The following is a 19802-nucleotide window of genomic DNA, read 5'->3' on the forward strand; positions in this document are numbered from 1 at the left end:
CGGCGCGGACCGGTGGCGGGGGATCCCGCGTACGTCCCGCGGCTCACCCTAGGGGGTGGACCGGCTCCGGAACAATGGTCTGGACCTTGTTGGCGGTCCGTCAGGACACCATGGAAAGCGCCTCCTCAATGCGGTCAACTGCCGTGCGTGCACCGCCTTGTGCGAGCAGCTCGCGACCCACCCGCGCGGCGGCCGCCCGGTGGGCGGGCCGCTCCAGCACCGCGCACAGCGCCTCGCGCAGCTCAGCGGGGGTGGCGGCGGCGAAGTCCACCACCAGGCCCGCGCCGGCTGCCGCGACCTGCGCCGCGACGATCGGCTGGTCGTGCCGGATCGGCGCGAGTACCAGCGGCACGCCGTGGGCGAGCGCCTCATTGACCGTGTTCATGCCGCCGTGGCAGAGCACCGCGCCGACCGGCGCCCGGGCCAGCAGCTCCAGGGTCGGCACCCGCTCGACCCCGAGCACGTGCGCGGGCAGCCCGGCCAAACCCCCGGCCGGGGCGGCCACCACCGCCTGCACCCGGTCGGCCAGCGGGCGCAGCGCCTCGGCCGCCCGCTGGTGGAAGTCCCCGGCCACGTCGGCGGCCAGCGTGCCCAGGGTGACCAGCACGTTCCTGCGGCCCGGGTCCAACCGCGCCCAGGGGAACGGCGGCGCGGCGGGGCGGTGCCCGAGCAGCGGGCCGACCAGCGCGAAGTGTGCGGGGAACGGCCGGGCGCCGGTGAGCGCCGGACCGGTGAAGGCCAGCAGCAGGGTGGGCGAGAAGCGCGGATCGGTGTACTCGGCGGAGGGCAGGCCCGCCTGCCGCCACAGCTCGCGCAGCAGTTCGCACTGCCAGACGGCCAGCTCGGCCAGCTCAGCCAGCTCGGCCTGGTCGGCGTGCTCGCGCGCCTCGCGCGCCTCGCGCGGCAGCCCCGCGAGCTCCAGCGCCGAGGGGGCCAGGCTCACCCAGGGCAGGCCGTGCCGGTGCGCCACCAGCGCCCCGGCAGGGGCGTGCTGGTCGACCAGCAGCAGGTCAGGGCGCCACTCCTGGACAACCCCGTCCAGCGCCTTGCGGGTGAACCGGGCGTAGGGCACCACGAAGCCCTCCCAGAGCGAACGCAGCGCGGCCGCCCCGCCACCGCCCTGCGGCCGGAACAGGCGGCTGCCGGTGGAGTGCACCTCCGCGTCCGGGCCGAGCAACTCGCGCAGCACCGGCCCGGAACCCGCCCAGGCCACCTGGTGGCCGCGTGCGAGCAGTTCCTCGGCCAGCGCGGCGGCCGGGTGGACGTGCCCGGCCAGCGGCGGGACCACGATCAGGCAGCGCAGCGGACGCGGCGGGCGCGGCGGAACGGCGGGAACGAGCGGCATGCGGGGACCTCCGAACAGGCGGAAGGGGGCCGGCGGGAGCGCGCGGCGGCAGGCCCTGACGGCGTCTCAGCAGGTGGACGGTCGCGGCCCGGATGATCCGCCGGCCGCTTGTGCGGCCCGCGGGGCGGGGGAATACTAGCCCGGGTGACCGCACTGGCGGCAGTCGCCGTCCACCTTCCCCCCGAGTCCGTGCCGGTCGAAGCACTGGGTGAACGCCTCGGGTTGAGTCCCCGTCAGACCAAACTCCTCCGCCGCTTCCACGGCCTGGACCAGGTGCGCCTGGACCCCACCGGGAGCCTGCTCGACCTGCTGTTACCCGCCGTGCGCGGCCTGGCCGAGCTGGCCGGGCGCGAACAGGACGTCCGGTACGTGCTGCACGCGCGCAGCATGCCGGTCGGCGTCCCCTACCCCGTCAACCCCCTGCACGAGCTGCTCGACCGCACCGGTCTGCGGCACGCACGTGCGTTCACCGTCACCCACCATGCCTGTGCCACCTCGCTGCTGGCCATCGACCTGGCCGGACGCCTGCTGGCCGCGGAGCCCGACCCGAACGCGCTGGCGCTGATCGTGGCCGGCGAGAAGACCTTCACCAGGGACGCGCAACTCGTTCCGGAGACCGCGATGTTCGGCGAGGGAGCGGCCGCGTGCCTGGTCAGCGCGGGTGGCACGCGGGACCGGGTGGTCTCCTTCGTGAGCAGCCAGCGCGGTGAGTTCGACGGTCGGCTGGCGGTGGACCCGGAGCTGCTGAGCCGCTACCAGCGCGCCTATCCGGAGCTGCTGGTCGAGGTGATGACGGCCGCGCTGGAGCGTGCCGGCGAGAGTTGGGAGTCACTGGCCCTGGTGCTGCCGCACAACGTCAACCAGGTCTCCTGGCAGCGGCTCAGCCGCCTGGTCGGAATCCCGCTCGACAAGGTGGTACTGGACAATGTCGCCGTGGTGGGGCACAGTTTCGCCGCGGACGCGTTCATCAACCACCGCACCGCCACCACCCGCGGTCTGCTCCGGTCGGGCGACCGGTACCTGATCGCGGCGGCCGGTCTCGGCGCGACCTTCTCGGCCATGGTCCTCGAACACTGAGGACACCGGCCCCGGCCCTCGGGCCGATCCTCTCCCGCGTGCGGCTCTCCCCGAGGCGGCCCGCGAGCGCGGCCCGCGCCGCGTGCGCCGCCCGATCGGCCGCCGCTCGCCTCTCTCCTCCGCCAGCTCCGTGCGCTCTCCCCGGCTCCATCCTCCGCCTCAAACATCCTCCTCCTCAATCATCCTTCCAGGGACGGACCGTGACGGACTCTGCGATTGCCCTCGACCCCACCGAACTGCCCGACAGCCCTACCGGCGGCGACCTGCGCGAGCGCGTGGTGGCCGGCATCGGGGTGCTGCTGCCCCGGGTGCTGAAGCGCGAGGTCCCGATGCCGGCCGAGAACGCCTGCCTCTTCGACGAGCTCGGCCTGACCTCGGCCAGCACCCTGGAACTGCTGCTGGAGCTGGAGGAGCGGCTGGACATCCAGATCGACGTCGAGGACATCGACCAGGACGACCTGCGCTCGCTCGGTGCCCTGGCCGACTTCGTGACCGACCACGCGATCACGGAGGACTGACCCGATGTTCGTCGCCGGCCCCGGCGGCCAGGCTCCGGGCGGTGCGCCGGCCTTGCGCCTGGACCGCGCGCTCGCCCGGGAGTTCGGCACCCACTCCGCCACCGCGCTCGACCCGGACCTGCGGGTCTTCGTCGCCGATCTGCTCCGGCCCTACGGGCAGCTCCCGGACGAGGCGGCGCTGGCGGCCGGGCGCGGCCAGTCGTACGGGGAGATGGCCGAAGCCCTGGTGCGCGAACTGGTGCCGGACGACCGGCCGGTGGACCTGCTGATCCTGGTCTTCGGCTCACCCGACGTGCAGCCCGGGCGGGCCGCCGCCGTGCACCTGAGTCGGCACTGCCCCGGCGGGCCGCTCGCCTTCGCCCTCGGCGACCAGGGTACGGCCGGCGCCTTCAGCGCGCTGCGGATCGCCCGTGAGTACGTGCGATCCGGCGACTGCCGGCGGGCGCTGGTGGTGGTGGCCGAGCAGGCTGAACTGCACTACCCGCTCACCGCCGGAGCGCCGTGGCCGGATCGGCACGCCGTGGTCGGCCTGCTCTGCGAGGCGGGGGACGGCAGCAGGGGGGACGGGCTGGGCGGTCCGCACGGGCTGGGCGAGTTGCTCGACCACTCGGCCGTGTCGAGTGAGCGCCTGCCGGGCCTGCTGCTCGCGGAGCTGGCCGGACTGGCCGATCCCACGGCGGTGCTGCTGTTGGGCGCCGGGCTCGCGGGCGTCCCGACGCCGCTCGGCTTCGGCGACGTGGTCCGGGCCCGCACGGGCAGTCCGTACACCGGACTCTGGTCCGCGCTGGCCGAGGGGCTGCCCGGCTGGCAGGCCGCCAACCGACCGCTGGTGCTCGCCGACCACGACGCGACACTCGGCTATCTGAGCCTGGCACGGTGGCAGGCGACTGCGCGGCGCTCCTGCTCGTGTTCGACTGTGCATCGTCAAGAAACAGCACGGCCGTTCGTCCAGGAGGTGGCCACGTGCTGACCACCACGCCACCGGGCCCCGGCTCGGCCCCGGACCCGGCCCCGGACCCGACCTCGGGCGCGACCCTGGTGGACCTCTGGCTGATCCGCACCGACCGACCGGGGGCGGCCCGCCGGGCAGCGCTCCACGGACTGCTCGACGCCGACGAGCGCCGCCGCGCACTGGGCGCCCGCCACCCGCTCGGCCGCGACCGGTACGTCATCGCGCACGGCGCCGCCCGCGAGATCCTGGCCCGCCGCACCGGCCTCGCCCCGACCGCGCTGCGCTGGCGGACCGGCCCGCACGGGAAGCCGGAACTCAGCTTTCCAGAACGAGATCTGACGACCAGTCTGACCCACTGCGAGCACCTGGCACTGTTCGCGGTCACCCGCGGCCGCCCGCTCGGCGTCGACCTGGAACGGGCACCGGCCCAGGCCGCCGCGGAGCGCCTGGCCCAGCGCTTCTACCCGCCCGCCGACGCCGAACTGGTCGGCACCGGCTCGGGTGCCGCCGACCGGTTCGCCCGGCTCTGGACCCGCAAGGAGGCCTATGTGAAGGCCTTCGGCGGCCGGCTGGCCGAGGGGCTGCGGCAGCCCATGCCCGGCGACGGGCCACTCGTGCTGCCCGGCCCCGACCGCGCCTGCCGGATCACCGACCTGCCTCGCCTGGGCCCGTACCGCGCGGCCTTGGCCCTGGCCGGCACCGCGCCCTATCTGGTCCGGCTGCACGACTGGGCCGCCGAACCGCAAGCGAAATTCAACTCCGAAGTGGTGGTGGATCGATGACCGACAACGCCGACGCCCGCCCGCTGCCCACCGAGGTGACCGGGGTGTTCCTGCACCCCGCCGCCTTCGAGCGACTGCTCGACGGGCTGCGGGCCGGGATCGCCGGGCTCGCCGCCGCCGAGCCCTTCGAGCGGCTGACCATCCCCCCGGTGATCGCCCGCCGCACCATCGAGCGGGCCGGCTACGTCGCGGCCTTCCCCCAGCTGCTGGGCACCGTGCACGGCTTCCGGGGCACCCCGAAGGAGTGGGCCGCACTCGCGCCACTGGCCACCGACGGCGGCGCCTGGCATGCCCGGCAGGAGATCGGCGACCTGGTGCTGCTGCCCGCCGCCTGCTACCCGGTGTACGCGACCCTGGCCGGGCGCGAGCTGGCCGAGCCGCTCAGGTTCGCGGTCGAGGCAGCCTGCTTCCGTCAGGAACTCACCAGCGAGACCGGCCGGTTGCGCAGCTTCCGGATGGCCGAGCTGGTCACTGCCGGAGACGAGGGGCACTGCCTCGCCTGGCGCGGCCACTGGCTGGACCGGGTCGCCGACTGGCTGACCGGCCTGTCGCTGAAGCCGTCCATCGAGGTGGCCGACGACCCGTTCTTCGGCTCGACCGCCAAGTTCTACCAAGCGGCCCAGCGCGCGCAGCAGTTGAAGTACGAGCTGCGGGTGGAGCTGGCCGACGGGCTGGTCCAGGCGGTCGCCTCGGCCAACATCCACAAGGACCATTTCGGCCTCGCCTTCGACTTCACCAGCGGCGGGGCGCCCGGCAACACCGCGTGCACCGCCTTCGGCCTGGAGCGGATCGCCCTGGCCCTGCTGCACACCCACGGCCCCTTCCCGGACCGCTGGCCCCCCGCGATCCGCACCGCCCTGGCGGGAGAGACCCGGTGACCGGCCCCGGCGGCCCCGGCGACCCTGACGGCATCGGCAGCACCGGCGGCCCCAGTGGCCCCAGCGACACCAGTGGCACCGACGACACCGTCGACACCGAGGAATCCCCGCAGCGGCTCATCGTCCGCTACCAGGCGAGCAGTTCGGGATCCGGTCCGCTGACGCTCGGCCAGGACAACATGATCCGCTGCGTGCTGCGCGACGAACCAGCCCATATGAGCAAGCAGGCGCTCTGGCCGGTCCCCGAGGGCACCGACCTGCCCGCCACGCTGGCCGCACTGCGCACCCTGGCCGAGCGGCACCCTGCCCTGCGCACGGTCTTTCCCGGCAGCCACTTCGAGTGCCAGGAGGAGCGCGCCGAAGGCGAGTTCACCATCGCCGTGGTTCCGGTGGCCCCCGGCGAGGACCTCGACAAGCTGGCCGGCGAACTGGGCCTGCGCGACCGCCACCGCGCCTTCGACCTGGCCCGCGACTTCCCCCTGCGCTTCACCCTGCTCACCCGCCAGGGCCGGCCGGTACGGCTGGTGGTCGTCGTCTGCCACGCCCACCTCGACGGCGCCGCCACCGCGCTGCTGGTCACCGAGTGGCTGGCGCTGATCGCCGGGCAGCCGCTCCCGGAGCCCACCTCGCACACCCCGCGTGAGATAGCCAAACTGGAGCGGAGCCCAGCCGGCCGGCGGCGGGCGAAGGCCTCGCTCCGGCACTGGGAGAAGGTCCTGCGCTGCGACCCGCCGGTGGTCTTCGCGCACGACGGCGTCACCCACTCCGACGCCCAACTCCCCACCCTGGCGCTCCGTTCGGCGACCGGCGCCGAGGCCCTGGCGCGCGCCGCCGAGCGCACCGGCGCGGGCCCCTCGACGCTGCTGCTGGCCGCCTACGCCGCACTGGTCGCCCACCTGGCCGGCCAGTCCACCTTGGTGGTGGCCGCCCTCTCCGCCAACCGCCACCGCCAGGCGCTCGCCGAGCACATCGGCACCCTGGCCCAGGACGCGCTGCTCTCGCTCGACACCGCCGTCCCCGACTTCGACCAACTGGTGCAGCGCACCCAGGCCGCCGCGCTCGCGGCCTACTGGCACAGCGCCTTCGACGCCGAACAGGTCTGGCGCCTGGTGGACGACACCGCCCACCACCGCGGCCTGCGCTACGCCCGCCACATGGTGGTCAACGACCTCAGCGCCACGGTCCCCGCCGACACCGCGCGGCAGCCGCTGCCCCCGCGGGTCGAGCCGGAGTTCTGGTGGCTGCCCGCCGAGACCATCCCGACCCGGATCATGCTGAACATCTGGCGCACCGGCGGCGTGCTCGAACTGACCCTGCACGCCGATCCGCGGCTCTTCCCGCCCGCCGCCACCGAGGAGTTCGCCAACGCCCTGCTCCGGCTGCTCGACCTGGTCGCCAAACGTCCGGTCCCTCTCGACGAGTTGGGCACGCTCACCACGCTGGTGCCGGGTCGGCGCGAGCGCCCGGGCTGGCAGCTGATCGACGGTTGCTGGATCGACCTGGCGGCAGTGCGCGAGCTGCTCACCGAGGCACTCACCGAGCCGCTCACCGAGCCGCTCACCGAGGCACGCGGCAGGGTCGGCGAAGTGACCGTCAAGGACGGCAGGTTGACCGCCTACCTGGAGTCGGCCGGAGCCCCGCTCACCCCGGAGTCCGCGCACGCAGCCGTGCTCGCCGCCCTCCCCGAGCACCACACCGCGATGGCACCCCACCACTACGTGATCCGCGACGGTGACCTGGTGCTCGCCGAAGGCTCGGGCCGCGATCCCCAAGTGCCCGACTGGCAGGCGCTACTGGCCTGACACCGGCTCCGGCCGGACCAGCAGCACCGGGCACGGCGCGTGGTCGACGACGAAGCGGCCGGCCGGTCCCAGACCGCGCGGGCCCAGGTGACCCCGGTCGCCGTCGCGGGCCAGCACGAGCAACTCGGCGCCCTCGGCCGCGGCCACCACCTCGCGCTCCACCCGCCCGACCCGCTCGACCGTGCCGCAGGGCCGCCCGAGCCGCTCGGCGGCGGCCGCCAGCAGCTCGGCCGCCGCGGCCGCCGCCAGCGAGGCCACCCGGGGCCCGGGATCGCGGGCCGGCCGCGCGCGCCCGAGCAGCCCGGCATAGGCACCGTGCGCCGCGCCCGGCGCCCCCGGACCGCTGACGTGCAGCAGGACGATCCCGGATCCGGCCGGCGCGTGCCGCCGCGCGGCGTCCACGCAGGCGGGCCACGTGCCCTCGGCGATCCAGACGATGACGGTCAACCGGTCAACCTCCCAGCAGGTGCAGCGACACCCACAGTGCTACCACGGAGAGCAGCAGGGCCGCGGGGACCACGAGCAGCCCCAGCCGGGTGAACTCGCCGAGGTCCACCTCGCTCTCGTGCTCGCGCACGATCCGCCGCCACAGCAGGGTGGCCAGCGAGCCGGCATAAGTGAGGTTGGGCCCGATGTTGACGCCGAGCAGCACGGCGAGCACCGCACCCGGTCCGGCGGGCGCGGTGAGCGGCAGCAGCACCAGCACGGCCGGCAGGTTGTTGATCACGTTGGCCAGCACGGCCGCCAGCACGGCGATCCCGAGCAGCGCGGGCAGCGCGGTGCCGCCCGGCACCAGGTGGGTCAGCGCGGTGGCGAGCCCGTTGTCCACCACCGCGCGCACCACGATGCCCAGCGCCAGCACGAACGCCAGGAACGGCAGCGCGGCCGAACGCACGATCGCCACCGGCGTGCTGCGCCGCCGGACGAGGGCGCGAACGGCGAGCACCAGCGCCCCGAGCAGCGCGGCCCAGGCCGGATCGACCCCGAGCGCGGAGGCGAGGACGAAGCCGGCCAGCGTGCCGCCGACGGTGAGCAGGGCGAACAGCGGCAGCTCGGGCGCCTCGCCGACGGGCTCGGCCCGCGCCCCGGCGTCCAGGTCGGCGGCGAAGAACCGGCGCAGCACCACGTACTCCACCCCGATGGCGACCAGCCAGGGCAGCGCCATCAGCCCGGCGAACCGGACGAAGCCGAGCCCGCTGGCGGCGAAGGCGAGCAGATTGGTGAGGTTGGAGACCGGCAGCAGCAGTGAGGCGGTGTTCGACAGGTGCGTGCAGGCGTAGACGTGCGGCTTGGGACGGGCGCCGAGGCGGGCGGCGGTGGCGAAGACCACGGGAGTCAGCAGCACGATGGTGGCGTCCAGGCTGAGCACCGCCGTGATCACCGAGGCGAGCCCGAAGACCTGGACCAGCAGCCGCCGCGGCCGCCCGGCCGCCGACCGGGCCATCCAGGCCCCGCAGGCCTGGAACAGGCCTTCATCGTCGCAGAGTTGGGCCAGCACCAGGACCGCCGCGAGGAATCCGATCACCGGCCCCAGCTGCGCGGCCTCGGCCCTGGCGTGCGCGGGCGCGATCGCCCCGGTGGCCACCAGCACCCCGGCCGCGGGCACCGCGACCACCGCCTCCGGCCAGCCCCACGGGCGCACCACCGCGCAGCCGAGCACGAGCACCAGCAGGCCGACCGAGAGCAGTTCGGCGAACGACGAGTTCAGGATCGGCTCCTCACGGCTGGTCAGGCATCAGGCGGTCAGGCATCAGGCGATCCGGCACCGGTCGGCGCGACGCGACGCGACGTCCGATCATCCCCAGCCCGGCACGGGTGGCAGCGGCCAGCGCGGCGGCTCCGGCAGCGGGAGGTCCGAGGCGAGCGCGCTGCCGTCGGTCCGTCCGGCGAGCCAGCCGAGCAGCTCGTGACCGGCGCCGCTGACCGTGGGGCCGGTCGCCGCCAGGGTCCAGTCGCGTCCCAGATCGAGGGCCGTCACCCGGGTGAGTGGGAACTCGCGGGCGGCCAGCGCGGCCAAGGTGTCGTCCAGGGCCCAGGACACGTAGGCGGTGGGCCAGTCGCCGGGCCGGTAGCCGACAGCCAGATCGACGTGATGGGTCTCCAGCTCCCGCCAGCACCGGTAGAGGGTGAACCATGCGGGGTGCCGCCAACCCGCGAGCGCCGTGACCAGCACCTCCCAGCGGTCCTCCGGCATCCCGGCGGCATCCGCCGCCAAGCGCGCCAGCCGCTCGCGCAGCACGGCCGCGAGTTCGGCGGCGGGGCGCTCGACATCGTCCTGGCCGGCGCCGGCCTGAACAGCGGCACCGGCGCGGGCACCGGCCAGCAGCCGCAGATAGGCGTCAGCTGCGCCCACCAGGTGGACGATCACCTGGCCGCGGTGCCAACCCGGCAGCGCCGACGGCCCGCGGACCGCCTCGTCGTCCAACGCGTCGAGGGCGGACAGCACTCGGTCGGCGGACCGGGTGACCTCCCCGAGGAGACGCTGCACACCGCCTTCCGGCGCCGGGCCCTTCCACGTGCTCACGGTAGTCAGCATGGGACGGGAGCCTACCGATGATCCACTCCTCCCCCAAGACGGGCGGCCGGTTCACCCCTGTCCGCCGCCGGAAACGCCGGTTCGCCCCTGTCCGCCGCCGGAAACGCCGGTTGCCCCCGTCCCCTGGAAACCGCCGAGAGGGACGGGGGCAACCGGCAGGCGAGCACCAGGGGTCAGATGCTCAGGACCTGGCCCGGCAGGATGACGTCCGCACTGGCACCGATGGTCTGCGCGTTGGCGGCGAACAGCTTGGCCACCGTGGTCCCGTGCGAGGCCGCGATCGCGCTCAGCGTGTCACCGCTCTTCACGGTGTAGGTCCCGCCACCGGACGCGTCCTTGCCGGCCGCCTTGTGCTTGAACGGCACCTGCTGCACCGGCGCCGACTTGGCCACCGGCGCCGCCTGCTGCTTCGACGTCGCAGCCGGAGCCGGGGCCTGGGCGGCGGCCGGGGCCTGGGCCGGAGCCGTCGTCGTGGTGGTGCTGGAGGCGCTGGTGCTGCTGGTGTCCACCTGCGCCGGCGCCCCACCCGCCGTCAGCCCCGCCTTCACCGAGCACACCGGCCAGGCACCCGGACCCTGATCCGCCAGCACCTTCTCCGCCACCGCGATCTGCTGCCCCTGCGAAGCCTGCGCCGCCGACGCCGCGTACTGCGTGCCCCCGTAGGCCGCCCACGTACTCGGCGTGAACTGCAGACCGCCCGAGAACCCGTTGCCGCTGTCGATCGACCAGTTCCCCGTGCTCTCGCACTGCGCCACCGCGTCCCACGTCGACGACGACGCCGCGGACGCCGCCGAAGCCGTCACCAGCCCCGCCACCGGCAGCACCACCACGGCCCCACCCAGCACAGCCAGGCGCAGCCGCGAACGCTTCCCGTTCTTCCCAGCGGGCGAAGCAGTGGCGGCAGCGGCAGAAGCGGCGTTCTCGGCACGGAAAGTCAAGGTTTCTCCCTCATCGCAAGATCCCGGACGAACACACGCGGAACCACACCCGCACACCACGAAGGGGAGAGGAAAGGCTCCGGTACGACCCGACCCGACCCGCGAAAACCCGCAAGCCCCAAGGACGGTCCCAGGCGGCGCACTCACCGGCGCCGACAACGAACCTACGAACCCCCACCCCCGGGCACAACCAGAACCACAACATCCCAGGCCACACCCCGTTACCCCCGGAAACCGCACCCCCAAAACCGTCTCAAGCCGACGAAAACAAGCCAAAACACCCCACTCACCACCCCATTCACGTGACGCACCCCACCCCCACCAACCCCCGGATCCACCACTCACAGCAACCACGCCACCACCCAGCGCCCACCGAACCGCCCCCCAGTGGCCCCCGCCACATCCCCGCACCTCACGGGACAGCCCGACGTAGACAGTGTCTACGCCGGGCTGGTAGACAGTGCCCATGGATCCCGAGCCCTCCCTGCGCGAACGGCTGGTCGATGTCGGCGTGGAGCTCGTCCTCACCGAAGGCACCGCCTCCCTGGGCCTGCGCGAGATCGCCCGCCGGGCAGGCGTGTCGCACGGCGCCCCGCGCCGCTACTTCCCCACGCACCAGGCACTGCTCTCCGCGATCGCCCACCGGGGCTTCGCAGACCTCGCGGCCCGGTTCGCCACCGCGACCGACGGGGCGGCCCCGCCACGCGCGCAACTCGCCGCCTTCGCCCGGACCTACGTCGACTACGCACTGGAGCGGCGCGGCATGTTCGAGCTGATGTTCCGTCATGATCTGCTCAACAGCGAGCCGAACGACCCGATCGGCACCAGCGGCCGTCCCCGGTTGCGCGACTCGTCCCTCCCGCTCTTCGCCCGCTTCGTCGAACTCATCGAACTCGCCGAACTCGCCGGCCAACCAGGCCAACCAGGCGGAGCCGACCCCGCCGTGACCGCCGCCGCGCTCTGGGCCAACCTGCACGGCATCGTCCAACTCTGGTTCTGGGGCAGCCTGCAGCTCGCCCTCGACGGCGACCGGCTCGACCCGCTCGACCGGCTCGTGACCGCCGCTCTGGACGCCCATCTGGGGCCGGTGCCCGCATGACCGCCCCCGCCGCCAGTACCACCACCAGCACCGCTGATCCGGCCGCGGGCCCCGCCCCGACCCGGCAGCGCCTGGCACTGCTCGCCTCCGTGGCCGGCGCGATGATCGTCGCACTGGACGGCACCGCGCTGATCGTGGCGCAGCCCAGCCTGCAACGCGAGCTCGGGGCGAGTGCGGACCAGGTCCAGTGGACCAGCACCAGTTACCTGCTCACCGTGGCGGCGCTGCTGGTCGTCGCCGGTCGGCTGGGCGACCGCTACGGCCACCAGCGGCTGCTGCTGGTGGGCGTGCTCGGCTTCGGGGCCGCCTCGGGCGGGGTCGCGCTGGCGCCCGGGATCGGCTGGGTGATCGGCCTGCGCGCGCTCCAGGGCGTCTTCGGCGCGCTGCTCCAGCCCGCCACCCTGGCGCTGCTCCAACTGGCCTCGCCACCTGATCGGTTGGGCCGAGCGATCGCCATCCGGACCAGCGGGATCGGGGTGGCCTCCGGCCTGGGTCCGCTGCTCGGCGGCGCGCTGGTGGCCCACCTGGGCTGGCAGGCCGTGTTCCTGATCAACGTCCCGATCACCCTCGCGATCGCCGCCTGCGCGCTCGCCGTCCGGATTCCGGCCCCCGCCGCGAACCGGTCCGCGCGGCTCGGCCTCACCGGCGCGGCCCTGCTCGCGGCCGCCCTCGCCGTCCTGGTCCACACCCTGGCCGGCGTCCCGGCGCACGGCTGGACGGGCACCTCGACGCTGCTCGGCCTCGCCGCCACCGCGGTGGCAGCCGCGCTGTTCGCCGGCCACCAGCACCGCACCGCGCTCCCGATCGTGCCGCCGGCCGTGGCCCGGTCCCGCCCGGTGACGGCCGCGATGGCGCTGCTGCTGGCCTGCGGCAGCGGCCTCTTCGGCACCCTCTTCGTGACCACCTTCTTCCTGCAGGACGCGCAGCGCCTGGACCCGCTCGCCAGCAGCCTGCGCGGGCTCCCGCTCACCGCGCTGATGGTGCTCGGCTCGCCGGTCGCCGCCGCGCTGCTGCGGCGCCACGGGCCGCGTCGCGTCGCCCTGGCCGGGACGGGCCTGGTCACGCTGGCCATCGCCGGGCTGTCCCGGCTCGGCCCGGACAGCGGCTGGCCGGGCATCTGCGCGCTCTTCGCCGTCCTCGGCGCGGGCTTCGCCGCCGTGATGGTCACCGCGACCGGGACGGTCGTCGGCGACACGCCGCCCGGCTACGCCGGGGTGGTCGGCGGGCTCAAGCAGACCGCGATGAACATCGGCCCGACCCTGGGCATCGCCATCGCCGTCGGCGCCGCCCCGGTGGCGGCGGCACCGGCGCCGGGCACCGCCCTGCCGGCCCTGACCGTCGTCGCGGCGCTCGGCCTGCTGCCAGCCGCACTACTGCCCTCACGCACCAGGCCACCAGACCACCAGGTGACCACTACTGACGGAACATCACCTAATGGTCCATCAGATCCGCCGCACCTGCGAGATCCACCGGCGCCACCACACGCCGTGCTCTGATGACCGGATGGACTGCGCCTTCTGCACCCTGCTGGCCGACCCCGCCGCACCGATCCACCCGGTCTTCCGGGACGGCACGGCGCTGGCCTTCCTGGACCACCGGCCGCTCTTCCCCGGCCACCTGCTGGTGGTGCCGGTCCGCCACGCTCGCACGCTCACCGACCTGCCGCCGGAGCTGGTCGGCCCGTTCTTCGAGCGGGTACGGCTGCTGACCGGGGCCGTCGAGCAGGCGATGGCGGCGCAGGGCTCGTTCGTCGCGCTGAACAACCGGGTCAGCCAGTCGGTGCCGCACCTCTTCTTGGGACGGTTTGAATCTGTCTCATGATGTATCGCTCGGAAGGATGAACGTGGTCCTGGAGCCGCTCGGCTCGCTGGTATCTCTCGTCTCCTGCGCTGTCTCACAGGGAGATGAAGATGCTGTTGTTCTCGGTGGACTCGAAGGTGGTGCGGAACCACCTGGAGAGTCCGGTGCTGTCTGGGGAGGATGCCGCCCGGCTGCTGGTACACCGCTCGATCTCGGACGGGGCGCCGGTCTACCTGGACGACGAGACGATGATGCCCGTCGAGCCGCTGTGCTCGTGGGGGCGGAACCTGTCGTACGCCGATCTGGCTCTGTCCACGCTGAAGGACTACGGGCGGATCATGGCTCGGTTCGCAGGTCACCAGGAGGGCCGCGGTCGTGACGTCCTGTCGGCCACCGAGTCGGACTTGGTGGCCTTCAAGAAGGCCCGAACGCAGTTCCAGGAGCGTCCCATCGGCTCGTCAGCCTGGGGCAAGGAGTCGGGGCTGCTGGACCAGTTCTTCAAGTTCGCCGTCGACGAGAAGTACCTGTCGCAGCGGCCGGTGCGAGTCGCGGCCCGCGGTCGTAATCCGCTCGCGCCACGGGTCCGAAGCGGCATGGACATCCGGCACCTCACTCTCGCTCAGTACCGCTACTTCCGAGACGTCGGCCTGGGCGGGGCAGAGGCCTGACTCCCAGGTCGACCGGAATTTTCGGGGCTGGGCTCCGCTCCGGAACCGCGCGGGTTCCGACCTTGCTCTGGGCTCGGGGACACGCTGGCAGGAGTGGGCGACGATCCTGTTGCCAGAGCTCGGAATCGGCGTCAACTCCCCAAGGCAGGCTGCTGAGTTCGCGGTCCAAGCCTGTGCGAAGTACGGCAAGGCCCGCACCGTCTACGTCCCCGAGGACGCGGTCAGGTCGGTCGACACCTACGTGATGCTCGAACGCCCGGAGCTGACGGCGGCCGCCGCCCGGAACCTGGGCCGGCGGCATCGGGACCTGTTCGTTGTTTCGCGCATCGACCACGGAACCCGGCGCGTCCGCGGGCTGCTGGACGGAGTGCTGCGCGAGTTCGACATGCAGGCGATGCCTGCAGATCTGCGTCGGATCACCGTCTACGAGGGCGAGTTCGGGCTGGAGGCGCTGGCGGTGTTCGTCTGCCGCAGCGGGCTGATGCCCGGGGCGGACTCGTGGAAGCGCTATCGGCATGCGGCCTGGCGCCGGATGCGGGCGCATGCGGATGCGACTACGCCACACCTGCCGGCGAAGAGATGGCGCTGGCACGACCTGCGCCACACCCACGCGCTTCATCTGCTGTCGTATCTGGAACGGCTGATGGACGGTGAGGAGCCTGACCACGTCGCTCGGCGCCGCCGTCACGACCGCTACCTGTCGAGCCACATCCGGCACAATCCGCTGCTGATCGTCAGCCGCAGGCTCGGTCACGCGAGCCCGGAAACCGCCTATGCGTACCTCCAGTACACCGACGACTTGGTGAACGAGTTCGAGGAGGCGTTCTGCGGCTGGGTCGGCGATGCGGGCGAGGAAGCGACCTACGCGCAGATCGCCGCGCACGCCTTCGGCCTGGAGGCCGGCTCCGGGGGTGGTCGGTGATGGCGCGGCGGCACAACTACGGCACCTTCGGCGAGTACAGCGAAGATGCTCAGGACAGCCACCAGCCGATGGCCCGAATCGGGGTCCGCTCCGTGACCTGCGCGAAGTCCGCGGGCCGGAACCAGGTGATCGAGCTCGATCCTGGGCGCTTCCGCTGTTCGCGGGTTGCGGCGCAACTCGCGGACGAGTGGGTCGAATATGTGGAGGCGACCGAGATCACGGCGGGTCCAGCGAGCGCCTATCGGCGGGCCATCGACCGCTTCTGCAGCATGGTCGACACCGAGTTGGAGAGCACCGTCGCACCGGTCGACCTGACCGATCCTCGGACGGCCCGGCTGCTGGCGAAATGGGAACGAGGCCTTGCCGCGACGTATTCGCCCGGCTCGAATTGGCCGGCCTACCTGGCGACGTCACTGCGAACGCTGCTGATCAGGCGCGACGATCATCCCGAGCGGGCCGTGGATCCCGTTCTGGCTCGCACGGTCCGCGGGCCGCTGCTGGTCTCCTGGGGCGAGAAAGCCGAGCACGACGAGTTCTCCCGCAAGGACAAGCAGGCCCTCGTCCGCGCCGCCTGGGCGGCGGTCAATGAGTTGGAGAAGCGACTGGCCGCGGGATGGCGACTGGTGGAGGAAGGGCGGCATCCCGACGCCGGGAGCTGGCTGCACCTGCCCGACCTCCTCTGGGGCCTGGCTCACGGCGAGGTCAGTCCGAAGGAGATCACGTCCCGTCTTCCATCGGTGGCCGGATGGCCGGACGACCTACGGAGTTTGGTGGCCCGGCCGGACGGCCGCATCACCGTGAACACCGCGAAGCAGAGGCTCGTATGCGAGCTCGTCGCCCACCTCTACCCGACCTCGCTCGACCTGCACGCTTTCCGCGTGCTGCTGATGGACGCTACGGGGCGCACCTCCGAGGAGGTGACCGGCTTCGGCGCCAAGGACGTGGAGTTCCTTGCGAAAGGCGTCCGGCTGACATTTCTGAAGAAGCGGGCCGGCCGTATCCGACACCGAGCCTTCCGGGACGGCGACAACAGTCTTCAACCGGATGAGGCGGAACCAGTCACCCACGAGATCGCGGACCGGCCCCGGCGCGAGGCCGGCGCAGTGGTTCGCCGGATGATCAACGTAACTGCAAAGGTCCGTGATCAGACCCGCGAGGTCGAGGACACGCTGTTCGTAAGGGCCGCGGTGCTGCCAGGCGGGAGGCTCGTCTTCGACCGGTGGAACTTCGCGGGCCCCAGTTCGTCGTTCGTCGCCTGGGCCAGGAGCCGCAACATCACGGTCTCCGGCGACCTGCACATCGCCCGGCTACGGAAGTCGACCAAGGTCGAGAAGGCGATCGTCGCCCGCGGCCGGGTCAGTGTCGCCGCCGACGACCACCTGGAGGAGACCTTCGCGGGCCACTATGCCCAGGGCACCACGCTGCGGATCATCTCCGGCGATGTCATCACCGCCGCGCAGGAGCACTGGTTCCGCCAAGCCGTCGACGGGCCCACGGTCATTACCGCCGAGGCCGCAGAGACCGCTGCCGGCACCGGACTTGACGGCTTTGGTCTGGAACCCCCGGAGGCCGAAGGAATCATCAGCGGCCAGCTGGACATGGGACTGTCCCACTGTCGGGATCCGCGGCAGTCGCCCTACAGCCCGTCCGGCGAGCTCTGTGCGGTCGCCCCGTTGCGCTGTCTGGAATGCCGGAACGCCTGGATCCTCCCCACCAACCTGCCTCAACTCCTCTTGTTCAGGAGCCATTTGGAGAGGTCGAAGCAGCGGCTTCCGCCCGCCGTATTCACCGCCCAGTGGGGCCAGAGCTGGGCGAACCTGCTGGCCGTCCTCGCCGACCGGACGCCCGAGGAACTGGATCTGGCCCGCCTGCACATCGCAGAGGGGCGTGAAGCCCTCCACCTTCCCCTCACCGCACACACGGAGTTCGATCAATGATTCTCAATCAGCCTGTGTCCCGGACCGCTTCGCTGTTCGGCGACGATGAGCCGGTCCTGCAAAGCCACCCGCTGCTGAGCGGGACCCACGACGGGACGGCGGCCATGCCCAGGTTCGGTGACACGGAGGTCTGGGACTTCAACGGTGTCGTCCGTCGGCCGCCCAACCTCTCCCACTGCCAGTGGAGAGTCCGGTTCAGCGGCGAGTTGACCGATCCGGCCTGGAACCTGCTGGCCCGCGAGGTCTTCATGGCCATGGCCAACCCGCAACACGAGGCGCTCCACGACCTCGGAGTGCACCTCGGCGCCGAGCGTGCTGCGGTCGGCACACTGATCCAAACCGCGTCGCAGCTCCGGCAGCTCATCACCTGGGCCACGAGGAAGGACCTGCCTTCCCGCCCGGCCGAATGGACGCACCGCGACCTGCACCGGCGCATCCGCGATCTTCTGGCGGTCCGCAAGCCGAGCACAGCTGCCTCGACGGTCACGTTCCTGAAGAAGATGGCTGTCATCGCACCGGCGATCACCGGAGGCTGGCCGACCGGGGACCCCTGGGAAGGGCGAAGCGCACGGCAGGTCGCCAAATGCCCTGGCAGACACGAACTTTCGACCGAGGCGATCAAGCCGGAGATCTGGTTCCCGCTCGTCCGCGCGGCTTGGGCCTACGTCCACACCTTCGCACCGGACATCCTGCGGGCCACCCACCGCTACGAAGAGCTACGGCGAGCGGCCCGCCCTCTGCCGGCAGTCGACCGCAAAGCCGAGATCGACATCTGGCTGGACGACCCGGCGAACAAGATTCCGGTCTACTCCGACCGGACCCGCGAAGACGGCAGCCCGCGCGTCCACCGGAATCTCCTGGGGCTTGCAGTCGGCCTGTCCGGACGGAGGGGCGGTGGTTGCAGGCTCGCCGATTCCTTGGGCCGCCGTCACAAGGTCATGCAGGCGGTCGCCGAAGGCCGGATCACGCGCGAAGGACTCGTCGCGGATCTGACCGAGGTCCGGCGTCCGGACGGCACCACGGGCCCCTGGCACCCCGGCATCACTCCGGACAACCTGTTCCAGCTGCATGTCGCGCTTCGCAATGCCGCTTTCATCCTGGTCGCGGCGCTTTCGATGATGCGGGACTCGGAAATCCAAGCGATCGTCCGTGGCAGCGTGGTCGAGCACTACAACTCTCCCGCCATCGCCTCCACCCTCCAGAAGGATCATCCGGGCCTGCCCCGCAAACACTGGTGGATCACCGAGCCTGTCGCGGAGGCCATCGCGGTCGCCGAAGCCGTCTCCGTCCACGCGGAACGGGTCTTCGCCCCGCTCGGACGCCCGGGCTTCAGCAGCTCCGTACAAGGCCCGGGAATGACACGACAGTTCATCACGTTCGCCAACGCCGGCCGGACCTGGTCAGGGCTTGACGAAATCCCGCCGGGCAAGGCCCGGCCCCACATGTTCCGCCGCACCATGGCGATGCTGACCGACCAGTTCCCCGGCTCGGAAATCGCGTTGGGCATCCAGCTCAAGCACGTCGCCACCCGGGCGCTGGCCAACCGGTCCACCCTCGGCTATGCCGCCTCCGACACGGCCTGGGCCGACCATCTCCAGTCCGCGGTCGACGCCGCCAAGTTCCGCCGTATCAAGGACCTCTACAGCGACCACTCCAACGGCAACACCATCGGCTACGGTCCTGGCGCCGAACGGATCAAGGAAACCTTCGACCAGATCAAGGAAACGGTCGCGGCCCGCGGCGGCGACGCCCGGGTTGAGGACAGCCTCCTGCGCAAGGCCCGAATCACGATTCGCTTCGGGACGCTGAATCACTGCCTGTTCGACGAGGCGAACCCGGCCGGGGCCGTCTGCCTGGAGAACGCGATCGTCCCCAGCGGCCACACCGGCCCCCTGGAGAACCGCTGCCGGCCCGACCGCTGCCACAACAGCGTGATCGGCCCCGAGCACGTCCCGATCTACGACTCGCACCGACGGACTCAGCTCACGCTCCTGAACAACCCTGCCCTGCCTTCCGCCCGCAAGGCACTCATCACCCGCGAACTGGAACGGACCGAGGCCGTTCTGGCGAAGGTCCACGAGGAGACACAGTGACGACACCACACGGTCGCGCCCTCACGGAAGACGGCGTTTCCTCGAAGACCGCCGAATCCCTGCGGGCTGCGATGCGGCGGCTGTTCGACGGCAAGCCCCAGCACACCGACGGCCGCCTCACCAAGGAGAACCTTTGGCGAGAAGCCCAGGTCAGCCGGGCCACCATGAACCGTGCCGCCGCCATCCTCGCCGAGTGGGACAACCACGTCGCCGAACACGGCACCGCCACGCCCGGCGAAGCCCGCCGGGATGACGAGATCGCACAGCTCCGCCGGAAGCTCGCAGAGAAGACCCACGAGTGCGCCCTGGCGAACCGCCGGCTGGAAGCGGCCGCCACCGCCATCGCGGCCCTCCACCACGACAACACCCAGCTCCGCCAAGAACTCGCCGCTAGCGGTGGCCGCGTCGCTCTGTTGCACCCCCGATCTGGCTGAGCTTGACCGGCGAATTCGCGA

19 protein-coding genes are annotated in these 19802 nt (G+C 72.3%); 14 read left to right on the forward strand and 5 right to left on the reverse strand.

Features of this window, described 5'->3' with window-relative positions; all coding sequences use genetic code 11:
- Positions 1–100 precede the first annotated feature (100 nt).
- Positions 101–1345 (reverse strand): glycosyltransferase, encoded by a 1245-nt coding sequence (locus OG455_RS03000; protein WP_266289851.1) that lies wholly within the window; start codon positions 1343–1345, stop codon positions 101–103.
- Positions 1346–1489: 144 nt separating this feature from the next.
- Here OG455_RS03000 and OG455_RS03005 point away from each other — a divergent pair, with 144 nt between their 5' ends.
- The 6 genes from OG455_RS03005 to OG455_RS03030 all read left to right on the forward strand — a co-directional run bounded on the left by OG455_RS03005 (position 1490) and on the right by OG455_RS03030 (position 7354).
- On the forward strand, positions 1490–2422 hold the full coding sequence (locus OG455_RS03005; RefSeq protein ID WP_266289853.1) for a 3-oxoacyl-[acyl-carrier-protein] synthase III C-terminal domain-containing protein: 933 nt from the start codon (positions 1490–1492) through the stop codon (positions 2420–2422).
- Between the two features lie 200 nt (positions 2423–2622).
- The gene (locus OG455_RS03010) at positions 2623–2940 is read left to right on the forward strand and encodes a phosphopantetheine-binding protein (RefSeq protein WP_266289855.1); all 318 of its coding nucleotides are present in this window, start codon (positions 2623–2625) and stop codon (positions 2938–2940) included.
- A gap of 4 nt (positions 2941–2944) precedes the next feature.
- Positions 2945–3910: a hypothetical protein gene (locus tag OG455_RS03015; protein ID WP_266289857.1), complete on the forward strand. Its 966-nt coding sequence runs from the start codon at positions 2945–2947 to the stop codon at positions 3908–3910.
- Positions 3904–4674: a 4'-phosphopantetheinyl transferase superfamily protein gene (locus OG455_RS03020; RefSeq protein WP_266289859.1), complete on the forward strand. Its 771-nt coding sequence runs from the start codon at positions 3904–3906 to the stop codon at positions 4672–4674. Before OG455_RS03015 ends, OG455_RS03020 begins: the two co-directional genes overlap by 7 nt.
- Positions 4671–5552 carry a hypothetical protein gene (locus OG455_RS03025; protein WP_266289861.1) on the forward strand — a complete coding sequence of 294 codons (882 nt, stop codon included), beginning with the start codon at positions 4671–4673 and terminating at the stop codon, positions 5550–5552. Before OG455_RS03020 ends, OG455_RS03025 begins: the two co-directional genes overlap by 4 nt.
- The gene (locus tag OG455_RS03030) at positions 5549–7354 is read left to right on the forward strand and encodes a condensation domain-containing protein (protein ID WP_266289863.1); all 1806 of its coding nucleotides are present in this window, start codon (positions 5549–5551) and stop codon (positions 7352–7354) included. The genes OG455_RS03025 and OG455_RS03030 overlap by 4 nt, the downstream gene beginning before the upstream one ends.
- On the opposite strand, the gene OG455_RS03035 is transcribed toward OG455_RS03030, so the two are convergent.
- The 4 genes from OG455_RS03035 to OG455_RS03050 all read right to left on the reverse strand — a co-directional run bounded on the left by OG455_RS03035 (position 7343) and on the right by OG455_RS03050 (position 10828).
- The gene (locus OG455_RS03035) at positions 7343–7801 is read right to left on the reverse strand and encodes a universal stress protein (protein WP_266289865.1); all 459 of its coding nucleotides are present in this window, start codon (positions 7799–7801) and stop codon (positions 7343–7345) included. The genes OG455_RS03030 and OG455_RS03035 overlap by 12 nt on opposite strands.
- Positions 7802–7805: 4 nt before the next feature.
- Entirely contained in the window at positions 7806–9062 is a 1257-nt protein-coding gene (locus OG455_RS03040; RefSeq protein ID WP_266300639.1) for an SLC13 family permease, read from the reverse strand.
- A gap of 87 nt (positions 9063–9149) precedes the next feature.
- A complete protein-coding gene (locus OG455_RS03045; RefSeq protein ID WP_266289867.1) occupies positions 9150–9878 on the reverse strand; it encodes a maleylpyruvate isomerase family mycothiol-dependent enzyme in 729 nt (242 codons plus the stop codon).
- 185 nt (positions 9879–10063) lie between these two features.
- Positions 10064–10828 carry a transglycosylase family protein gene (locus OG455_RS03050; RefSeq protein ID WP_323185394.1) on the reverse strand — a complete coding sequence of 255 codons (765 nt, stop codon included), beginning with the start codon at positions 10826–10828 and terminating at the stop codon, positions 10064–10066.
- Positions 10829–11294: 466 nt separating this feature from the next.
- Between OG455_RS03050 and OG455_RS03055 the strand changes: the two genes are divergently transcribed.
- The 8 genes from OG455_RS03055 to OG455_RS03090 all read left to right on the forward strand — a co-directional run bounded on the left by OG455_RS03055 (position 11295) and on the right by OG455_RS03090 (position 19781).
- Complete coding sequence (locus OG455_RS03055; protein WP_266289869.1) at positions 11295–11927, forward strand: TetR/AcrR family transcriptional regulator; 633 nt, start codon at positions 11295–11297, stop codon at positions 11925–11927.
- A gap of 101 nt (positions 11928–12028) precedes the next feature.
- Positions 12029–13423, forward strand: coding sequence for an MFS transporter (locus OG455_RS03060; RefSeq protein WP_266300641.1), 1395 nt, complete (start codon positions 12029–12031; stop codon positions 13421–13423).
- Between the two features lie 7 nt (positions 13424–13430).
- The gene (locus tag OG455_RS03065; protein ID WP_323185396.1) at positions 13431–13748 is read left to right on the forward strand and encodes an HIT family protein; all 318 of its coding nucleotides are present in this window, start codon (positions 13431–13433) and stop codon (positions 13746–13748) included.
- An 89-nt stretch (positions 13749–13837) separates the two neighbouring features.
- Positions 13838–14395, forward strand: a complete 558-nt coding sequence (locus OG455_RS03070) for a hypothetical protein (RefSeq protein ID WP_266289871.1) — start codon at positions 13838–13840, stop codon at positions 14393–14395.
- A gap of 109 nt (positions 14396–14504) precedes the next feature.
- Positions 14505–15317 carry a hypothetical protein gene (locus OG455_RS03075; protein WP_266289873.1) on the forward strand — a complete coding sequence of 271 codons (813 nt, stop codon included), beginning with the start codon at positions 14505–14507 and terminating at the stop codon, positions 15315–15317.
- Positions 15317–17254, forward strand: a complete 1938-nt coding sequence (locus tag OG455_RS03080) for a hypothetical protein (protein WP_266289875.1) — start codon at positions 15317–15319, stop codon at positions 17252–17254. The genes OG455_RS03075 and OG455_RS03080 overlap by 1 nt, the downstream gene beginning before the upstream one ends.
- Positions 17251–19347 carry an integrase gene (locus OG455_RS03085; RefSeq protein ID WP_266289877.1) on the forward strand — a complete coding sequence of 699 codons (2097 nt, stop codon included), beginning with the start codon at positions 17251–17253 and terminating at the stop codon, positions 19345–19347. Before OG455_RS03080 ends, OG455_RS03085 begins: the two co-directional genes overlap by 4 nt.
- Positions 19344–19781: a hypothetical protein gene (locus tag OG455_RS03090; protein WP_266289879.1), complete on the forward strand. Its 438-nt coding sequence runs from the start codon at positions 19344–19346 to the stop codon at positions 19779–19781. Before OG455_RS03085 ends, OG455_RS03090 begins: the two co-directional genes overlap by 4 nt.
- Positions 19782–19802: the final 21 nt, after the last annotated feature.

The sequence above is a fragment of the Kitasatospora sp. NBC_01287 genome, assembly GCF_026340565.1.
Classification (GTDB): Bacteria; Actinomycetota; Actinomycetes; order Streptomycetales; family Streptomycetaceae; genus Kitasatospora.

What these genes read in the sequence shown, in the direction of transcription:
- OG455_RS03070 (WP_266289871.1), top strand. Translation starts at nt 13,838, where the DNA reads ATGCTGTTGTTCTCGGTGGACTCGAAGGTGGTGCGGAACCACCTGGAG.
- OG455_RS03080 (WP_266289875.1), top strand. Translation starts at nt 15,317, where the DNA reads ATGGCGCGGCGGCACAACTACGGCACCTTCGGCGAGTACAGCGAAGAT.
- OG455_RS03060 (WP_266300641.1), top strand. Translation starts at nt 12,029, where the DNA reads ATGATCGTCGCACTGGACGGCACCGCGCTGATCGTGGCGCAGCCCAGC.
- OG455_RS03065 (WP_323185396.1), top strand. Translation starts at nt 13,431, where the DNA reads ATGGACTGCGCCTTCTGCACCCTGCTGGCCGACCCCGCCGCACCGATC.
- OG455_RS03015 (WP_266289857.1), top strand. Translation starts at nt 2,945, where the DNA reads ATGTTCGTCGCCGGCCCCGGCGGCCAGGCTCCGGGCGGTGCGCCGGCC.
- OG455_RS03085 (WP_266289877.1), top strand. Translation starts at nt 17,251, where the DNA reads ATGATTCTCAATCAGCCTGTGTCCCGGACCGCTTCGCTGTTCGGCGAC.
- OG455_RS03025 (WP_266289861.1), top strand. Translation starts at nt 4,671, where the DNA reads ATGACCGACAACGCCGACGCCCGCCCGCTGCCCACCGAGGTGACCGGG.
- OG455_RS03000 (WP_266289851.1), bottom strand. Translation starts at nt 1,345, where the DNA reads ATGCCGCTCGTTCCCGCCGTTCCGCCGCGCCCGCCGCGTCCGCTGCGC.
- OG455_RS03055 (WP_266289869.1), top strand. Translation starts at nt 11,295, where the DNA reads ATGGATCCCGAGCCCTCCCTGCGCGAACGGCTGGTCGATGTCGGCGTG.